This window comes from Actinoplanes sp. OR16, from assembly GCF_004001265.1.
Classification (GTDB): domain Bacteria; phylum Actinomycetota; class Actinomycetes; order Mycobacteriales; family Micromonosporaceae; genus Actinoplanes.
Window position 1 is genome coordinate 272,048 of record NZ_AP019371.1, and the last position, 18,255, is coordinate 290,302.

At 70.1% G+C, this 18,255-nt stretch carries 15 protein-coding genes; 1 reads left to right on the forward strand and 14 read right to left on the reverse strand.

The genetic code is table 11. From position 1 onward, the window contains the following. Positions 1-15 precede the first annotated feature (15 nt). Positions 16-435 (reverse strand): type II 3-dehydroquinate dehydratase, encoded by a 420-nt coding sequence (gene aroQ / locus EP757_RS01230; RefSeq protein ID WP_174262321.1) that lies wholly within the window; start codon positions 433-435, stop codon positions 16-18. Beyond that, entirely contained in the window at positions 432-1,508 is a 1,077-nt protein-coding gene (gene aroB, locus EP757_RS01235) for a 3-dehydroquinate synthase (RefSeq protein WP_127542369.1), read from the reverse strand. The genes aroQ and aroB overlap by 4 nt, the downstream gene beginning before the upstream one ends. Positions 1,509-1,578: 70 nt before the next feature. On the opposite strand from aroB, the gene EP757_RS01240 reads away from it, so the two are divergent. Next, the gene (locus EP757_RS01240; RefSeq protein WP_127542370.1) at positions 1,579-2,298 is read left to right on the forward strand and encodes a Clp protease N-terminal domain-containing protein; all 720 of its coding nucleotides are present in this window, start codon (positions 1,579-1,581) and stop codon (positions 2,296-2,298) included. 845 nt (positions 2,299-3,143) lie between these two features. Here the strand turns inward: EP757_RS01240 and EP757_RS01245 are convergent. The 12 genes from EP757_RS01245 to EP757_RS01305 all read right to left on the reverse strand — a co-directional run bounded on the left by EP757_RS01245 (position 3,144) and on the right by EP757_RS01305 (position 17,971). Beyond that, positions 3,144-3,653: a shikimate kinase gene (locus EP757_RS01245; RefSeq protein WP_127542371.1), complete on the reverse strand. Its 510-nt coding sequence runs from the start codon at positions 3,651-3,653 to the stop codon at positions 3,144-3,146. After that, complete coding sequence (gene aroC, locus EP757_RS01250) at positions 3,653-4,831, reverse strand: chorismate synthase (RefSeq protein WP_127542372.1); 1,179 nt, start codon at positions 4,829-4,831, stop codon at positions 3,653-3,655. The genes EP757_RS01245 and aroC overlap by 1 nt, the downstream gene beginning before the upstream one ends. Positions 4,832-4,901: 70 nt before the next feature. Next, positions 4,902-5,771 (reverse strand): shikimate dehydrogenase, encoded by an 870-nt coding sequence (locus tag EP757_RS01255; protein ID WP_127542373.1) that lies wholly within the window; start codon positions 5,769-5,771, stop codon positions 4,902-4,904. 22 nt (positions 5,772-5,793) lie between these two features. Next, a complete protein-coding gene (gene mltG, locus EP757_RS01260; protein ID WP_127542374.1) occupies positions 5,794-6,972 on the reverse strand; it encodes an endolytic transglycosylase MltG in 1,179 nt (392 codons plus the stop codon). 223 nt (positions 6,973-7,195) lie between these two features. Then, the gene (gene mltG / locus EP757_RS01265; RefSeq protein WP_127542375.1) at positions 7,196-8,377 is read right to left on the reverse strand and encodes an endolytic transglycosylase MltG; all 1,182 of its coding nucleotides are present in this window, start codon (positions 8,375-8,377) and stop codon (positions 7,196-7,198) included. Continuing rightward, positions 8,378-8,839 carry a Holliday junction resolvase RuvX gene (ruvX, locus tag EP757_RS01270; RefSeq protein ID WP_127542376.1) on the reverse strand — a complete coding sequence of 154 codons (462 nt, stop codon included), beginning with the start codon at positions 8,837-8,839 and terminating at the stop codon, positions 8,378-8,380. 89 nt (positions 8,840-8,928) lie between these two features. Beyond that, positions 8,929-11,610, reverse strand: a complete 2,682-nt coding sequence (gene alaS / locus EP757_RS01275; protein ID WP_127542377.1) for an alanine--tRNA ligase — start codon at positions 11,608-11,610, stop codon at positions 8,929-8,931. After that, the gene (locus EP757_RS01280) at positions 11,607-11,876 is read right to left on the reverse strand and encodes a hypothetical protein (protein WP_127542378.1); all 270 of its coding nucleotides are present in this window, start codon (positions 11,874-11,876) and stop codon (positions 11,607-11,609) included. Before EP757_RS01280 ends, alaS begins: the two co-directional genes overlap by 4 nt. Next, positions 11,876-12,325: a DUF948 domain-containing protein gene (locus EP757_RS01285; RefSeq protein ID WP_127542379.1), complete on the reverse strand. Its 450-nt coding sequence runs from the start codon at positions 12,323-12,325 to the stop codon at positions 11,876-11,878. Before EP757_RS01285 ends, EP757_RS01280 begins: the two co-directional genes overlap by 1 nt. Before the next feature lie 79 nt (positions 12,326-12,404). Continuing rightward, positions 12,405-13,019 (reverse strand): hypothetical protein, encoded by a 615-nt coding sequence (locus EP757_RS01290; RefSeq protein ID WP_127542380.1) that lies wholly within the window; start codon positions 13,017-13,019, stop codon positions 12,405-12,407. A 950-nt stretch (positions 13,020-13,969) separates the two neighbouring features. Continuing rightward, a complete protein-coding gene (locus tag EP757_RS42690) occupies positions 13,970-14,368 on the reverse strand; it encodes a hypothetical protein (protein WP_160165748.1) in 399 nt (132 codons plus the stop codon). Positions 14,369-16,330: 1,962 nt separating this feature from the next. Beyond that, positions 16,331-17,971, reverse strand: coding sequence for a replication-associated recombination protein A (locus EP757_RS01305; protein ID WP_127554029.1), 1,641 nt, complete (start codon positions 17,969-17,971; stop codon positions 16,331-16,333). Positions 17,972-18,255 lie beyond the last annotated feature (284 nt).

The following is an 18,255-nucleotide window of genomic DNA, read 5'->3' on the forward strand; positions in this document are numbered from 1 at the left end:
CCCAGCGAATCGGGCCTACCGGGCGATATGTTCCAGGGCGAGCCGATATCCGTCGAAGCCGAGTCCCACGATCACACCGGTCGCGACGGCGGAAATCACCGAATGGTGCCGGAACTCCTCGCGCGTGTGCACGTTCGAGATGTGCACCTCGACCAGCTTGCCACGCAGCATCGCGCAGGCGTCCCGCACCGCGTAGTTGTAGTGCGTCCACGCCCCCGGATTCAGCACCACGTCGGCGCCCTCGTCGGCCGCCTGGTAGAGCCACTCGAGCATCTCGTGCTCGGCGTTGGTCTGCCGCACCTCGATGGTCAGACCGAGATCCTCGGCCACCGTCTGGCACATCTCGGCCAGGTCCTGATAGGTCGACGAACCGTAGATCCCCGGCTCGCGCAGCCCCAGCCGGCCCAGGTTCGGCCCGTTCAGCACGTAGATCACCGGGCCACCGCCGAGTACGCCCGCTCCAGCAGCGCCTCGTCCGGCCCGGCGAGGATGCCCGGCTTCGCCAGGCCATCGAGAACCACGAAACGCAATGTCGCTGCCCGCGCCTTCTTGTCGACGCGCATGGCGGGCAGGAGTTCGGTCCAGGCGCTTTCGTCGTACGTCGTAGGCAGGCCGAGCGACTCCAGCACCGCGCGATGGCGGTCCGCCGTCGCGTCGTCGAGCCGGCCGCTCAGCCGCCCCAGCTCGGCGGCGAAGACGAGACCGACGGAGATGGCGTCGCCGTGCTTCCAGGTGTACTTCTCCCGGCGCTCGATCGCGTGCCCGAGCGTGTGCCCGTAGTTGAGGATCTCCCGGAGACCGGACTCCTTCAGGTCGACGCCGACCACGTGCGCCTTCACCCGGATCTTGCGTTCCACCAGCTCGCGAAGCACGTCGCTGCGCGGGTCGAGGGCCTTCTCCGGCCCCGCCTCGATCAGGTCGAGGATCACCGGGTCGGCGATGAAGCCGCCCTTCGCCACCTCGGCCATCCCGGCGGCGATGTCCTCGGCCGGGAGCGTGTCGAGCGCGTCCAGGTCGCAGAGCACGCCGACCGGCGGATGGAACGCGCCGACCAGGTTCTTGCCGGCCGCGATGTTCACGGCGGTCTTCCCGCCCACCGCGGCGTCGACCATGCCGGCCACCGACGTCGCGACCGGCACCCAGCGCACGCCGCGCAGCCAGGCGGCCGCGACGTACCCGGCCAGGTCGGTGGTGGCGCCGCCGCCGACACCGACGACCACATCGGTACGGGTGAAGCCGGCCGCGCCGAGCTCGTCCCAGCACCGGGCGGCCACGTCGATCGACTTGCCGCGCTCAGCGTCCGGCACCTCGATCGGCACCACCGTCACCCCGGCGCCCACCGCCTCGGCGACGGCCCGGGCGCGTTCGCGCAGCGTCGGCGGGTACAGCACGGCCACCCGCGCGGCGCCCTCGATCAGCCCGGGCAGCTCGCTCGCGAGTCCACGCCCGACGATCACGTCATACGGACGGTCACCCGTCACGGAAATCCGCGTCACCACGGGTGACACCCTATCGGCGCTCCACGGTGCCGAGAGTGGGGTTATATACAGATAACCCGCGAGGGGTTACAACGGAGTCATGCCGAAAATCAACGTGTACCTCCCCGACGACCTCGCCGACGCCGTCCGCGACACCGGCCTGCCCGTCTCCCCCATCTGCCAGCGAGCCCTGGAACAGGCCGTCCGCCGCATCACCACGATCCGCCAGGCGGTGCTCGGCGACCTCGACCCGGAACGGCTCTCCGAGCAACTGCCCAGCTTCACCGGCCGCCTCGTCATCACCCTCACCCTCGCGGCCCGCCGGGCACAGGAGTCCGGCGCCGGCTCGGTGACCACCGGCGACCTGCTGCACGGCATGCTCACCGAGAACCACAACCTCGGCCTCCAAGTACTGACCGCCCTCGACGTGGCGCCCGGTTCCCTGACCGCGCCCACGACTCCCGAGCCCGCCGTGGCCGGAGACGGCCTGAGGTTCAGCGCCCCCGCGGCGGTGGCCCTGGAACTGGCGGTCGGCGAGGCGATCGGCCTGGGCCACAACTACGTGGGCTGCGAACACCTGCTCATCGGCCTGTCGGCAGAACCGGACGGCACCGCCGGCGACCTCCTCCGCTCCCGAGCCGTCGACGGCAGATCCGCCCGCCGAGCCGTGGCCGCCGCCCTGGCCGGTTACGCCCACCTGCGAGCCGGCGCCACCGACCCGTCCACTGCGCCGCCGCCGTCGGCCCTGCTCACAGCGGTCCGGGCGGAACTTGCGCCGCTGGTCGAGCGGATCGAACGCCTGGAGGAGAGGCTCAACTGAAGCGCCCGCGCACCACAGGTTGACCGCAGCCCACCCGGCATCAGCCATCCGGCCCCGGCACCCCGTGTCGCCTTTCGGTGCGATCCGCACCTCAAGCCAGCCCGCAGTCTGCGCCGCCACGCACTGCGGACAGATCCCGTCACCTGCCAGATCTTGAGCGTTCCTTCGCCCTCCAGGCGGTCCAGCCTCGCTCAAGATCTGCAGGAAAGGCGCGGCGCGGCGAGACGGCGATGCCCACCAGATCTTGAGCGATCGTTGACACCCGGCGGTGCAGCATCGCTCAAGATCTGCACGAAGGGCAGGGCAGGGCACGGCACGGCGCGGCGAGACGGCGATACCCACCAGACCTTGATTGATCGTTGATACCCGGCGGTGCACCACCGCACAAGATCTGCACGAAGCGCAGAGCACGGCACGGCACAGCACGGCGCGGCACGGCAAGACGGCAATACCCGCCAGATCTTGAGCGATCGTTGATGCCCAGCGGTGCAACATCGCTCAAGATCTGCGGGGCGGGGCGGGGCTTACGGGCGGCGAGATTTGCGGCGGCATGGCTGCCCGGCCGACCTCGACACAGCCATGGATCACAGCCGACCGCACGGTCCCCGAACGCTGAACCGGACTTTCCAAGATCGCGATGAGAACGCGCCAAGGACGGCACCACCCGAAGACCGCCCGCCGAATCTTGAGCGATCACCCACTCCCCGAAGCCCAGAATCACTCAAGATCGGCAAAGGAGCCTGCCGACGAGGGGCCATGACGAGCCGCCGAGCCACTCGATACGAAGTCGCGGGCAGGACGACGACCACCCGGCAGATCTTGAGCGATCCTCACTCTTCCAGAGTTCAAGATCGGCGAGCGATCAGGCCGGCGATCTCGTCGGCCAGGTCGGCGGGCTCTCGGCCGTCGGTGGTGACCGTGTGGGTGGCCACCTCCAGGTAGAGCGGCTTCCTCTGCTCCATCAGGTGGCGGAGGGTCGCCCGCGGGTTCATGGCGAGCAGGGGGCGGCCCGCGCCGAGGCCGACGCGCTTGACGGCGTCGGAGAGTTCGACGGACAGGAAGATCACTCGGTGGTGGCTCAGGAGTTTCCTCGTACCCTCGTCGAGGATGGCGCCGCCGCCCAGGGCGAGGACACCCGCGAAGGTCTCCAGGCACTCGGCCACGACGGCGCGTTCCATGGCGCGGAACGTGTCCTCGCCGTCGTCGACGAAGATCTCCGGGATGGGTTTGCCGGCGCGTTCCTCGATGACCGTGTCGGTGTCCGCGAACGGCACGCCCAGCTGGGCGGCGAGCGCGGTGCCGACGGTGGTCTTGCCGGCGCCCATGACGCCGACCAGGACCGCGACCGGCGCCATCAGTGGATCACCAGGTTGTCGAGGTACGACCTCAGGTTGCGCTTGATCTCGGCGACCGAGTCACCACCGAACTTCTCGGTGGCGGCCTCCGCCAGGACCAGGGCGACCATCGCCTCGGCGACCACGGCGCCGGCCGGGACGGCGCAGACGTCGGAGCGCTGGTTGATCGCGGTGGCGGGTTCGCCGGTGACGATGTCGATGGTCTGCAGCGCCCGGTTCAGCGACGAGATCGGCTTGAGCGCGGCGCGCACCCGCAGCGGCTCGCCGTTCGTGATGCCACCCTCCAGGCCACCGGCCCGGTCGGTCAGCCGCTTGACACCGTCGGGCGACGGGACGATCTCGTCGTGCGCGACCGAACCCCGCGAGCGGGCCTGGGTGAAGCCGTCGCCGATCTCCACGCCCTTCACCGACTGGATCGACATGAGCGCGGTGGCGAGGCGGGCGTCCAGCTTCCGGTCCCACTGCACGTGCGAGCCGAGGCCCGGCGGCACGTTGTAGGCCAGCACCTCGACGATGCCGCCGAGCGTGTCGGCGTCCTTCTTCGCGGCGTCGACCTCGGCGACCATCCGCTCGCTCGCCTCCGGGTCGAGGCAGCGCAGCGGGTCGGCGTCGATCCGGTCGAAGTCGTCGGGGGTCGGCAGGACACCGGGCTTCGCGGCGACCGAACCCAGCTCGATCACGTGCGAGACGATCTCGATGCCGAGTGCCTGCTTGATCAGCTGCTTGGCGACCACACCGACCGCGACGCGGGCCGCGGTCTCCCGGGCGCTGGCGCGCTCCAGGATCGGCCGGGCGTCGGTGTGCCCGTACTTCTGCATGCCGGCGAGATCGGCGTGACCGGGGCGCGGGCGGGTCAGCGCCTCGTTGCGGGCCTGGGCGGCGAGCACGTCCGGGTCGACCGGGTCGGCGGCCATGACCGTCTCCCACTTGGGCCATTCGCTGTTCCCGACCCGGAGAGCGACCGGGCTGCCCAGCGTGACGCCGTGCCGGACACCGCCGATGATCTCGAGCTCGTCCTGCTCGAACTTCATCCGGGCGCCGCGGCCGTAGCCGAGGCGGCGGCGTACGAGATCACGCATGATGTCGGCGCTCGTCACCTCCACGCCGGCGGGGACACCCTCCAGCAGCGCGACGAGAGCCGGGCCGTGCGATTCACCTGCGGTAAGCCAGCGCAACACGCTCTGAGTCTGGCACAGCTCCCCGGCATCCCAGCAGGCGGCCGAGGCCGTCCCGCCAGGCGGACAGGAATCAGCGCGCCGCGACCGCCGCGTCGAGGGCCGCACGCATCGCTTCCTCGGGCGCCTCGGCGACTCCGGTGAACTGCTCGAACTGGCTGAGCGCCTGGGCCAGCAGCAGGTCGAGGCCGGAGTGGACGGTTACGCCGGCGGCCAGCGCGGAGGCGGCTAGCGGCGTCGGCCACGGGTCGTAGAGCGCGTCGAAGTACACACTTCCGGGCTGCCAGGTGACCGTCCCGGCGAGCTCGTCGGCGGCACCCTTCGGCACCGTGGAGATCACCGCGTCGGCGTCGAATGCGCCCACCGCGTCGGACCAGGCCAAACCCTCGACGGTGAGTCCCAGCGCCACGGCCACCGGGTCGAGCTCGGCGCGGGCCTCCGGGCGGCGGGTCACCACTGTCACGGTGGAGGCGCCCAGCTCGGACGCGGCGGCCAGAGCGGCACGGGCGGTCCCGCCGCCACCGAGGACGGTGATCCGCGGCGGCGCCTCCTTCTTCGCGTGCCGGCCGCGGCTCACGCCCACCCCGGCCTCGCGCAGCACCCGCACCATCCCGCCGATGTCGGTGTTGTCGGCGTGCCACGAGCCGTCGTCCTGGCGGACCAGCGTGTTCGCGACACCCGCGGCGATCGCCACCGGGGTCGCCACCGCGGCGAGGCGCAGCGCGGCCTCCTTGAGCGGCATGGTGAGCGACAGGCCGGCCCACTCCGGACCGAGGCCCGCGACCAGATCGGGCAGCTCCGACTCGGCGCACTCGATCGCCTCGTAGCTCCACCCGGTCAGACCGGCCGCGGCGAACCCGGCATTGTGGATCACCGGCGAGAGCGAGTGGGCGATCGGTTTGCCGCAGACGGCCGCCTTACGGGTCTCTTCTTTGCTCTGCACGCGCCCACTCTACGAAACGAAGTCAGTCACACAGCTTGGTGAGGCCGGCGTCGCACGCCTTCTTGATGTTCTTGTCGTGCTCGGCGCTGGTCACCGCGAACGCGGAGTGACCCTCCTTGTCGACCGCCACGAAGAACAGCCACGGACCGGCCGTCGGTTTCATGGCCCCGGTCAGCGCGGCCTTGCCCGGGCTGTTGATCGGCCCGACCGGCAGGCCGACCACGATCTCCGTGTTGTACGGGTTCTTCGGGTCGTCCATCTCCTGGCGCAGCAGGTCGCCGGAGTGCTTCGGGTCCTTGCCCTGGAGTTCGAGCCAGTAGTTCGTGGTGACGTCGAACTGGAGAGGCATCTTCTTCTTGTACGCCCGGTTGTACGCGACCCGGGCCACCTTCGGCAGGTCGTCGGCGATCCCGGCTTCGGCTTGGGCGAGCGATGCCACGACCAGCGCCTCGTACGGGGAGACCTTGAGGCTCTTCTGAACGTCGTCCGCGAAACCGATCTCGCCGGTGACCGTCAGGAAGTGGTCGACCATGGTCCGGAGCACCTGGTCCGGGGTGGCCTTCGGGTCGAACTCGTAGGTGTCCGGGAAGAGGAAGCCCTCGGCCGTCTTGGAGACCTGCTTGCCGTCGGTCCGCTTGAACCACCAGTCCGGCACACCGAGGGCGATCGGATCCTTCGCCGCCTCCTCGAAGTCCTTCGCCGGGTGGCCGGTGGCCTTGGCGAGCAGTTCGTACGTCTGCTTCGCGGTCTTGCCCTCGGGGATCGTCACGCCCTTGCTCAGCCGGGCCGCCGGGTCGAGGAGCAGCGCCACCGCGTCCTTGGCCGTCATCTGCTCGCGCAGGGTGTACGTCCCCGACTGGATGTTCTTGCTGCGCGGCTCTTCCTCGGCGGCGTTGGTGAACGCCTTGGTGCTCTTCACGACGTCCGCCTCGACGAGCACGTTGCCGATCTCGGTGAGCGACGCGTTCTTGGGGATCACGACCTCGGCGGGCGCGGTGCCGGGACCGCTGTAGTCGGCCGCCACGAAGAGGCTCTTGACCTTGGTGTACCCGAGGTAGATGCCGCCGCCGAGTCCCGCGAGGAGCAGGAAGGTCAGCAGCAGCGCGATCGCCGACTTGCCCCCGCCCTTACCGGCACGGTGGCGTCGCGGTTTGCTCCGCTCGGCGTCCTCTTCGAACGCCACATCAAGTTCGTCGATCACTTCGTTTCGCCTCCGCTGCCTGTCCCAGCCGGCTTGGCACTGAGGCGCACCATACCCACATCGATGCCCTGCCGCCCACCCCAGCGACCCTCCGCACACCCGGCGGTCACTCTCCGTCGAAAGAATTCACCCGGAGCACGGATGACTAACGCGGCGGCAGCGCTCACGAAACGCCGCGACCACCGGGCAGCGTGCTCCGGTGGTCGCGGTCGGTGATCGGATATCAGCAGATCGGGATGCCGTTCTTGCAGGCTTCCTGGATGTTCGCCTCGTGGTCGGCGAACGTTTTCCCGTACGCCATGGCGCCCTTCTCGTTCACCGTCACGAAGAAGTAGTAGTCACTCTTCTTGGGGTTCATCGCCCCTCGGAGTGCCACATCACCCGGATTGCTGATCGGGCCGATCGCCATGCCCTTGACGTCGTAGTTGTACGGGTTCTTCGGGTCGTGCAGCTCTGACGCGAGCAGCTTGTCCGACGACTTCGCCTCCTTGCCGGTCAGCCGCAGCCAGTAGTTGACCGTGCTGTCCAGCTGAAGGCAGTCACACGGGAAGTTCCCGGTGTAGGCCCGGTTGTAGAGCACCCGGGCGACCGGGCCCATGTCCTCGTCGAGCAGCGCCTCGACCTGGGCGATCGACGCGGCGACCAGCGCCTCGTACGGCGAGATCTTGAGCTTCTCGGTGACCGTGTCCGGGAACTTCAGCTCGGCCATCTCGTCGTTGAAGTTCGCGATGATCTTCTTGAGCACGTCCTCGGCGGTGGCGTCCTTGGCGATCTCGTACGTCGCCGGGTACAGGAAGCCCTCGATGTTCTTCTTGTCGATCTTCTTGCCGTCACCGCGCTTGAACCACAACGACGGCACACCGAGACCCTCCGGGTCCTCGCCGGCTTTCTTGAAGTCGTCGACCGGGATGCCGGTCTCCTTCGAGAGCCGGTCGTAGACCTGCAGGTAGGTGAGACCCTCGGGCAGCGTGACCCGGTGGACGTTCAGGTTCTTCAGGTCGAGCAGCGCGGTCAGCGCGTCGCTCGCCTTCATCTCCTTCTTCAGGAGATACGATCCGACCTGAATGTTCTTGCTGTCGGGATTGTCCTTGGCGGCGTTCACGAACGCCGCAGCGCTCTTGACCACTCCCTCGCCGTAGAGGGTGTCGGCGATCTTCGTGGCGCTGTCACCGGACTTGACCTCGACAACGGCCTCGCCGCTGCCCGGGCCCTCGAAATCGGCCGCGGTGAAGTAACCCTTCACCTTCCCGAAGCCGTACCAGGCTCCGCCGCCGAGCGCTCCGAAGAGCAAGAGGACCAGGAAGAACGCGACGAAACTACGGCCGCCGCCCTCCTTCTTCCGATGTCGCCATCGGCCTCGGTCGGTGGTTCCCTCGAAGCTGAGATCCAGCTGCTCGTCGATCAATTAGCTCTGCCTCCGCCGCGCGTCCAGCCAGCTCTGCAGGATCTCGACGGCGGCCGCCTGGTCCACGACCGCACGCTGACGCTTGCCCTTCACGCCACGCTCGGACAGTCTGCGGCTGGCGACGACGGTCGACATGCGCTCATCGGTGAACACGATCGGCACCGGCGCGATGACCGCGCCGAGCCGTTCCGCGTACGCGCGGATGTGGCCGGCCGCCACACCCTCGCGCCCGTTGAGGGCCACCGGGAGCCCGACGACGACCTCGGTCGCCTCGAACTCCGCGATCAGCCCCGCGAGCTCCGTCATGTCCGCCGGAACTCCGTCCTCGCCGGTCGTCTGATCCCGCGGAACGGTCTTCACCGGACTGGCCAGGATGCCGTCGGGGTCGCACCTGGCAACCCCGACGCGCACCTGGCCCACGTCCACGCCGAGACGTACGCCTCGAGCGAAGCGCTGCGTCACGCCATCACCCTGCACTGCGGCAACACGCGCCTCCAAGTGTCGATCAAGCTACGACGCGAAGAGTAGCCATCGATCGCACGGAGCCGCTATCAGCTCGCTTCGATGATCGCCTTCTCGATCGCGCCCAAGAGCTTAGCCGCTTCGGCAGCGGGAACGCCGCCACCCTGAGCAAGGTCCGCATTGCCCCCGCCACGACCCGAAAGGGCCGCCTTGACCAGGTCCGCCGCGGAAAGGCCACGCGTCTTGGCGGCGCCGTTGATCGCTACGATCAGTGACGCCTTGCCCCCGGAGCGCGCTGTCACCGCGACGACCGCCGGACGAGCCGGGTCGATCTTGCCACGGATCTCCTGCGCCAGGGTCCGGACGTCGTTGCCGGCAGCGCCTTCCGGCGCCTCGGTGCCGACGTACGCCACCCCGTCCAGGTTCTTGGCGGCCTCGGCGAGGCCTCCGGCGTTCGCGAGCACCATCTGGGCCCGCATCTTCTCCAGCTCCTTCTCGGCGTCGCGCAGCGCTGCCACGGTGTGCTCGACCCGGTCACCGACCTGGTCGGCGGGCACCCGGAACATCTCGGCGAGACGGGAGACCAGCAGGTGCTCCTTCGCCAGGAAGCCGAACGCGTCGATGCCCACGAGCGCCTCGACCCGGCGGACACCGGAGCCGATCGACGACTCGTTGAGGATCTTCACGAGGCCCAGCTGGCCGGAGCGGGCCACGTGCGTGCCACCGCACAGCTCACGCGCGTAGTCGCCGACTTCGACCACACGGACCTCGTCGCCGTACTTCTCGCCGAAGAGGGCCATCGCGCCGAGCCGGCGCGCCTCTTCCTGGGAGGTGATGAACGCGTGCACCTCGAGGTCGCGCAGCAGCACCTCGTTGATCTGCTGCTCCACGTCGTTCAGCACGGTCGGGGAGACCGCGCCAGGGGTGTTGAAGTCGAACCGCAGGCGGCCCGGCGCGTTCAGCGAGCCCGCCTGGGTCGCCGACTCGCCGAGGAAGTTCCGCATGGTCTGGTGCACCAGGTGGGTCGCCGTGTGCGAGCGCGAGATGGCCCGGCGGCGGTCGATGTCGATCTCCGCGAAACCGGTCTCGCCGGCCCGCACCTCGCCGCTGAGCACCCGCGCCTTGTGCACGATCAGGCCCGGGATGGGCTGCTGCACGTCGACGATCTCGAGGCGGCCGCCGCCCACGTTGATGAAGCCGGTGTCGGCCTGCTGTCCACCGCCCTCGGCGTAGAACGGGGTGGTGTCCAGGACCAGTTCGACGAAGTCGCCCTCGCCGACGACCTCGACCCTTCCCTTCTCACCGATCAGAGCCCGGACCCGGGACTCCCGGCTGATCTCCTGATAGCCGGTGAACTCGACCGCGCCGCCCTCGTCCAGCGCCGAGCGGTAGGACGAGAGGTCCGCGTGGCCGGTCTTGCGCGCCGCCGCGTCCGCCTTGGCCCGGGAGCGCTGGTCGGCCATCAGCCGCCGGAAGCCCTCCTCGTCCACCTTCAGGCCCTGCTCGGCAGCGATCTCCAGGGTGAGGTCGATCGGGAAGCCGTAGGTGTCGTGCAGCTGGAAGGCCTTGTCCCCCGACAGCGACTCCTTCCCCGACGAACGGGTGTCCGCGATCGCCACGTCCAGGATCGTCGTACCGGCCTTGAGGGTGGAGAGGAACGCGTCCTCCTCCGCGTAGGCGTACGTCGAGATCCGGCCGAACTCCTCGGCCAGCTCCGGGTACGACGGCGCCATGCAGTCCCGCGCGATCGGCAGCAGGATCGGCAGCGCCTCCTCCTGCCAGCCGAGCAGGCGGATCGCCCGGATCGCACGGCGCATGATCCGGCGCAGCACGTAGCCGCGGCCCTCGTTCGACGGGGTGACGCCGTCGCCGATCAGCATCAGCGCGGTGCGCACGTGGTCGGCGATGACCCGCAGGCGCACGTCGTCCGGGTGGCTCTGGTTGGCGGCGTGCCCCGAGTGGGCGCCGTACTTCTTGCCGGTCATCTCGGCGGCCTTCGCCAGGATCGGCCGCACCTCGTCGATCTCGTACAGGTTGTCGACGCCCTGCAGGATCGAGGCGATGCGCTCCAGGCCCATGCCGGTGTCGATGTTCTGCTTCGGGAGGTCACCGACGATCCGGAACTCCTCCTTCGACTTCACGTCGGTGATCTCGTGCTGCATGAAGACCAGGTTCCAGAACTCCAGGTACCGGTCCTCGTCGACCTCCGGGCCGCCCTCGGCGCCGTAGGCCGGACCCCGGTCGTAGTAGAGCTCCGAGCACGGGCCGGCCGGGCCGGGGATGCCCATCGACCAGAAGTTGTCCTTCTTGCCGCGGCGCACGATCCGCTCCGCCGGCATGCCGGTCTGCTTCCAGATCTCGATGGCCTCCTCGTCGTCGAGGTAGACCGTCGCCCAGATCTTCTCCGGGTCGAGGCCGAAACCGCCCTGCTCGACCGGCTTGGTGGACAGCTCCCAGGCCAGCGGGATCGCCCCGGCCTTGAAGTAGTCGCCGAACGAGAAGTTGCCGTTCATCTGGAAGAACGTGCCGTGCCGGCTGGTCTTGCCGACCTCGTCGATGTCCGGCGTACGGATGCACTTCTGCACGCTCGCCGCCCGCGAGAACGCCGGCGTCTGCTGCCCCAGGAAGTACGGCACGAACTGGACCATGCCGGCGTTGATGAAGAGCAGGTTCGGGTCGTCGATGGCCGGCAGCGGGGCACTCGGGACCACCGTGTGCCCGTTCGCCTCGAAATGCGCCAGGAAACGCCGCTTCACTTCTGCCGTCTTCATCGGTTCTCCTCGTCGCGCAGATCGGCGAACTTGTCCTCGTACAACTCCCCCGCGGCGAACGCCTCGTGGATCTGGTTCTCCCGCTCGGCCATGCCGTCGCGGACGTCGTCGACGAAGCTGCGCAGCGACTCGACGAGCCCGCCGGCCGACTCCGACAGCGACGTCGCGATCCCCGTCGGGGTGAACTCGTTGGCCTTCTGGTTGAGCTTGCGGACCACGATGGCGCCGACGGCCAGACCGACACCGAGCCAGAGCAGGCGCTTCATCAGCGGCCTGCCTTGCGGCGCTGCTTCAGCGCGGCACGGACCTCACGGTCGTCCTCGGCGTGCCGGCGTGCCGCGGCGGCCTTACGCAGCCCGTAGCCGAAGGAAGCGACCTTCACCAGCGGGTTGGCCGCGGCGGCGGACACCACGGTGACCAGGTTCGCGATGTTGGCGGTCACGTTCTGGGCGTGCTCGGTCATCGTGTCGACCTTGGCGAGCTGCACGTTCACGCCGTCCAAAGAGACCTGAACCTGACCGAGCGCGGTGTTCACGTTCTCCACGGTCGTGTTCACGTTGGTCAGCAGCGGACCGGTGCGGTCCACCGTGTCATTGATGGCGCGGGTGGCGGCGTCCACCGTGCGTCCCAGCTTGAGAATCGGCACGGCCAGCACGAGCACGAGCATCAGGAAGGCGCCCGCCGCGATCAGACCTGCGATTTCTCCGGCGTCCATGTAGCGCGTCTCCTCTTCGGGTGGTCACGGTTCGGCGGGGACAACCAGGTGACCCTACCGTCCGTGACCACCGCCCGCGTCACGACGCCTCGGGTGTCGGCTCCAAGAGGGGATCGTCGGTCGGCAGCACCGCGTCCGGCGTCACACCGGTCAGCCCGGGCGTCGTCTCCGTCTTACCGCGCTGATCGGTGATCGTGTAGGCCACCTTGATGCTGACCGTCGATCCCTCGCACTCGGCCGGCGCGGCGTCCTCGCCCTCGGCCACGGTGGAGGTCTGTTCGACCATGCAGCCGGGCAGGCCGACGTACAGGTCGAGCGTCAACTCGTCCCGCCGCCAGCAGGTGTACGCGCCCTCATCTTTGTTGATCGGCGTCTCCGGGCAGTCAGCGACGTTCCACTGTTTCCAGCCCGCGGCGGTGAGCGCTCCGGCATAGGCCTCCGACGTCTCCTGGAACGGCCTCTCCGACTCGGCGATCCGCTCCCGGAACCGGCAGTCCAGGAAGCACCAGCGGCTGTTGCTCCCCTGGTCCTGCGTCTTCTGCGCGGCCCAGGACGGCACGTTCAGCGCATCGAGCGACGCGAACACCGGGTCGCTGCTCATCGCCTTGACCCCGAAGAACGCCGGCAGCACGAACAGCACCAGCGCCGCCAGCGTGCTCAGCACACCCACCCGCAGCCGCCGCTGCGTCCGCATCTTGTGGCGAAGCTCGGCCAGACCACCTTCTTGTACGAGGGACCGCTCCGCTCCCCCGTCCGAACCCGAAGCGCCGAACCCCCCGGTCTGCTCAGCCGGAGAACCACCCCGGCCCGCGGCAGCCACAGCCACCCCGGCCCGAACCGCCCCGGTCCCGTCAGGCCCCGATACCGCCCCGGGAACAGGCACAGCAGCCCCGGCCCGGATCGGCCCGGTCCCCTCGGGCCCCATCCCAGGCACGGCCGCTCCACCCCGGATCGGTCCCGTGCCACCGGGAACCGCAGCGCCGCCTCTAGCCGGCCCGCTCTCCGTTCCCTGAACCGCACCACCGACCCGAGCCGACCCGGCATTAGCACCCGTGCCGTCGGATCCCACCGGCTTGACTCCAGCTCGCCCAGAGCCAGCCACCCCAGACCCGGCCCGGCCGGACGCAGGCCGCCCAGGAGCACCGTCGACCTCAGGCCCCGCGCCACCCTGCCCGGGGACGGCCGCGCCACCCCGAGCCGGTCCCGCTTCCTGCCCAGCCGGCCCACGTCCCTGAACAGCAGCACCACCGCGAGCGCCACCGCTGACCGGCCGCGCCCTGCCACCGCCACGAGGCCCAGTACCGACAGCTCCCGCAGCGGCCCCGGCCACAGCAGCCCCGGCCGCACCCGGCCCGCCCGTGTGAGGACCACCAGCGTTAGGACCACCGGCGTGAGGACCGCCAGCGTTAGGACCGCCGAGGTCAGGACCACCGGCGTGCTGCCCAGCCGGGATCGGACCGCTCGTATTCGGGCCGGCCACGTTCGGACCGCCCGCGCCGGCGCCGGCACCACTCGTAGGACCAGCGGCGATACCAGGAACAGCCGCACCACCCCGAGCCCGCCCGGTACGCGCCCCGCGCCCACCCGGCTGACCCTGCTGCTGACTCTGCGCCTGCTGCGGCCCCTGCTGACCCGGCCGCTGAATCACCCCGGAAGTGCTGTCGGCCATGGCCCCGGCCCGCCCCGGCACCGCAGGCGTACGAGCGCCCTCCGGCCCCGGAACCACCGGCGGCACCACAGCGGCGGCAGCCCGCACAGGCCGCCCGTCCCCAGGCCCGATCCGTCGACCTCCCGGCACAGCGCCGCTGCCCTGCCCAGGACCAGCCTGCCCAGGACCGGCCTGCCCAGCACCACCGTGCCCAGGACCGGCCTGCCCAGGACCACCGTGCCCAGGACCGGCCTGCCCAGGAACGCCGTCGTCCGGCTCGGCGACTCGGTGGCCCGGGCGCACGAAACCGCGCGTGCCCGGGTCCTCTCCACCTTCCGGGTCGGCGGCACGATGTCCGGGCCGCATGAAACCGCGCGTCCCGGTGTCTTCGTCACTGTCGCCGGCACGGTGCCCCGGCCGTACGAAACCTTGGGTCCCCGGATCCGCCTCGGCCCTATGCCCGGGGTGAGCGGGATTCGGTGCTGCGGCGTCGGGCTCGCCGTCTGCGCCACGCCGCCGGACGAACCGCTGAGCGCCGGTCTCCGTTCCGACCTGGCTGGAGGCGCGCCGAGCACCGCGGCTGCGACCTTCACCGCCAGGATTCACGATCCCGTAGGCACCACTGTCCGTACCCGGGTTGACGAAAGCGTGCGAGCCGGTGTCCGTACCGGCAGATCCGCCCCCATGCCGCCCAGCCGCCGGCGGCGCAGCGGCAGCATGCCCGGCCCGATGCCCCGGATCCGCCGCAGGAGCAGCACCGGGCCCGGCAACGCGGCCGTGACGCCCGGTCGGTTCCTCGGAATATCCCTCGTCCTCGGCCCGTGCCCGCCGCCCTCGACGACCAGTCTGCTCAGCACCGTCGAAATCACGAGGAACAGACCCAGATTGATGTACGGACGGATCGACCGGCGCAACACCGGCCCGCCGCGCGACGGGCCCGGTCTGATAAACGGACGGGTCCACCACGTCAGCAGCGCCGTCGAAGCCACGCGGAATGGCCCCGGACTGGTGTACCGCCGGATCGACACCGGCCCCCGCCTCATGCGACCGGAACCGATCGCGTGCCGGCCCAGCAGGCGAAGTAGGCCGAACTCCAGGCCCAGCCCCCCGCACCCCAGGCGACACAGGCCGCACACTGGGCGCCGCACCGCGCACTCCGCCCCGACCGCCCGGAACCTCAGGAGCATTCCCCGAAGCCGGAACACCCCCACCAGCACCGCCAGCCCCAGAACCGCCCGACCCCGGACCGCCCTGCCCGGGTCCCACGTGTCCAGGCATGCCCTGCCCCGGACCGCCCTGCCCCGGTCCAACGTGCCCCGGCATGCCCTGCCCCGGAACGCCGGGCACCACACCCGGCCGCGACCCCTGCACAGCAGGCCCACCACGACGAGCACCGGTGGGCAACTGAGCCCCGGCAGGCCCCTGCCCCATCGTTTGCCCGGGCCCTTGCCCAGGTCCGCGCTGCCCGGCCTGCCCAGGCGGCATCTGTCCAGGAGGCACCTGCCCGAGCGGCATCTGCCCAGGCGGCACCTGCCCAGCGTTGATCTGTCCAGAAGCGGAACCAGGGGCCATCTGACCCGGCCGCGCTTGCCCGGCGACACCGGGCGCTCCCGGCATGGACCCACCAGAGACAGGCCGAGGACCACCGATCTGCCCGCCAGGACCAGCAGGAACCCCAGGCCCACCACGCCCCGGCCCACCCCGCTGCCCAGGACCAGGCTGCCCCGGACCAAGCTGCCCAGGACCACCACGCCCAGGAACAGGCTGCCCGGGAACAGGCTGCCCCGGACCACCATGCCCAGGACCACCATGCCCAGGACCAGCAGGCCCAGCGACACCGGGTCGCTGTCCAGGCGGAATCTGTCCGGCGGCTGCCTGACCGGGTGTCATCTGACCGGGTGCTACTTGACCAGGACCCATCGGGCCAGGGGAGACCGGGCCCGCGGCGCCGCCACCCCGACGCTGGGCCGCGGGGACAGGACCGGAGGGGACGCCCTGGCCTGACGGACCACGTCCGGGCTGATCAGAAGCGGGCTGGGCGGCACGCTCCCACCCGCCGGTGTTCTCTGCTGCGGGATCGTCGTGGCCGGGCAGGAAGATGTCGTCGTCGGGGGCGTCGTCCGGCCCCGGAGCAACCCGGCCGGACTTGCTCGTACGGCCCTCGCCGGGACGCATGCCGGGCCCGATCGCCGAGCGCTCCTCCTTGGCAGTGCGCAGGTCATCGAGCCAGCCGGTCTCCTCGCGCGGCACCTCGACGGGTACCTCGGGCGGCTGCTCGGCATTGCGGCCGCGCCCGAATCGCCGGCCCTTCTTACCGCCCAGGCCGGTGTCGTCGGGCCGATCGGCACCCCGCGCTGTCACGGTCGTTCCTCCCCGGCGGCGTCGCCGCTGTCGTCTTCCCGCACGTCATCAATTCCGGACTCGGCGAGGGAACCGCCTTGCCCTTCAGCATCTGAAGTCCGCACCTCAGCGCCGGGCGAACCCGGTTCCGAGTCCGCCGACGACTGTGACGCATCCTCGGCTCGATCACCACCCACCGCGCGGTCCGGCGTACCCGACGAAGCGGCAACCGACCTGGTCACGCCCCTGGTTTCGGGTTCTCCGGCATTCGCACGCGGACCGGGGCCGAGACCACGCACGATCCGGCGCAGACGCGGCACTCGCTCCCCCACCGCGCGTTCGGCGCCGTGGTCGGTCGGCCGATAGTAGTCGGTGCCCACGAGATCGTCCGGGGCGTACTGCTGCCGCACCACACCGCGCGCATCGTCGTGCGGGTAGCGGTATCCGCGCCCGTGCCCGAGCCCCTTCGACCCCGGGTAGTGCGCGTCGCGCAGATGAGCCGGAACCGACCCGCCCTTCCCCGCACGCACGTCTGCCATGGCTTCGCCGAGCGCCACCGTCACACTGTTCGATTTCGGCGCGGTCGCCATGTGCACGACAGCCTGCGCGAGATTCAGACCTGCTTCAGGCAAACCCACATTTTGTACGGCTTGAGCCGCCGCTGTGGCCACCAGTAACGCTTGTGGATCCGCCATTCCGACGTCCTCGCTCGCGAAGATCACGATGCGCCGCGCGATGAACCGCGGGTCCTCCCCGGCCACCAGCATCCGAGCGAGCCAGTGCAGCGCCGCATCCGGATCGCTGCCCCGCATGCTCTTGATGAACGCGCTGATCACGTCGTAGTGGGCGTCGCCGTCCCGGTCATAGCGGACGGCCGCCACGTCGACGGCCCGTTCCGCGGTGGCGAGGTCGATCTCCTTGACGTCCTGGGCGATCGCCGACCCGGCCGCGGCCTCCAGTGCTGTGAGCGCCTTTCGCACGTCGCCTGACGCCAGACGTACGAGATGCTCCTCGGCCTCGGCGGAAAGAGTGACCGCCCCGCCCAGCCCGCGCTCGTCGGTGATCGCGCGCCGGACGAGCCCGCGGACGTCGTCGTCGCCGAGAGCCTGCAAGGTCAGCAGCACACAGCGGGAGAGCAGAGGCGAAATGACCGAGAAGTACGGGTTTTCGGTGGTTGCCGCGAGGAGTGTGACGGTCCGGTCCTCGACTGCGGCGAGTAGCGAGTCCTGCTGCGTCTTGCTGAACCGGTGAACCTCGTCGATGAACAGGACCGTGGGCGGCCCTCCGTAGCGCCGCTCCCGCCGCGCCGTGTCGATCACCGCGCGCACGTCCTTGACCCCGGCCGTGAGCGCCGACATGGCGACGAACTTCCGGTCGGTGGCGTGCGCGACGAGATGCGCGATCGTGGTCTTGCCGGTGCCCGGCGGCCCCCAGAGGATCACCGACATCGGACTGGCCCCGGTCACCAACTGCCGCAGCGGCGCACCGGGCGCGAGCAGGTGCTCCTGCCCGACCAGCTCATCCAGCGACGCGGGCCGCATCCGCACCGGCAACGGCGAGTCAGCAGCGAACGTCCCGAAACCGCCAGTGTCGCCCCCACCGTGAGCCGGTGCCGCAGCCCCCGGCGGCGCAAGTGAGAAGAGCCCGTCCGTGTCCATCGCAATCGACAGTACCGGCCCCGCCGACCCAACCCGAAACCGCCGACAGCCGACCATCAACCCAGCGATTTCCCAGCCAGACCCCTGCCTCCGGCCTCTACCAGGTCACCGCCCGCTCCCACACCGAACAGTCCCCAGCAACCACCCAGACACCTGTGACAAACCCGCCAAGTCCAAGCCCTCATCCACCGCTCGTCGGCCCGGCTCATTCCAACCGCCGCTTCCAGACCCAGACGCACCTCCCTTTGCTCCAAGGTCGGCAGTGAACGGGCGGCTTCCTCAGG

Bases quoted from the DNA above. Each gene is read 5' to 3' on its own strand.
- EP757_RS01245 (WP_127542371.1), bottom strand. From the start codon at position 3,653: ATGGCGCCGGTCGCGGTCCTGGTCGGCGTCATGGGCGCCGGCAAGACC.
- EP757_RS01240 (WP_127542370.1), top strand. From the start codon at position 1,579: ATGCCGAAAATCAACGTGTACCTCCCCGACGACCTCGCCGACGCCGTC.
- EP757_RS01280 (WP_127542378.1), bottom strand. From the start codon at position 11,876: ATGAAGCGCCTGCTCTGGCTCGGTGTCGGTCTGGCCGTCGGCGCCATC.
- EP757_RS01290 (WP_127542380.1), bottom strand. From the start codon at position 13,019: ATGCGGACGCAGCGGCGGCTGCGGGTGGGTGTGCTGAGCACGCTGGCG.
- EP757_RS01305 (WP_127554029.1), bottom strand. From the start codon at position 17,971: ATGGACACGGACGGGCTCTTCTCACTTGCGCCGCCGGGGGCTGCGGCA.
- EP757_RS01285 (WP_127542379.1), bottom strand. From the start codon at position 12,325: ATGGACGCCGGAGAAATCGCAGGTCTGATCGCGGCGGGCGCCTTCCTG.
- alaS (WP_127542377.1), bottom strand. From the start codon at position 11,610: ATGAAGACGGCAGAAGTGAAGCGGCGTTTCCTGGCGCATTTCGAGGCG.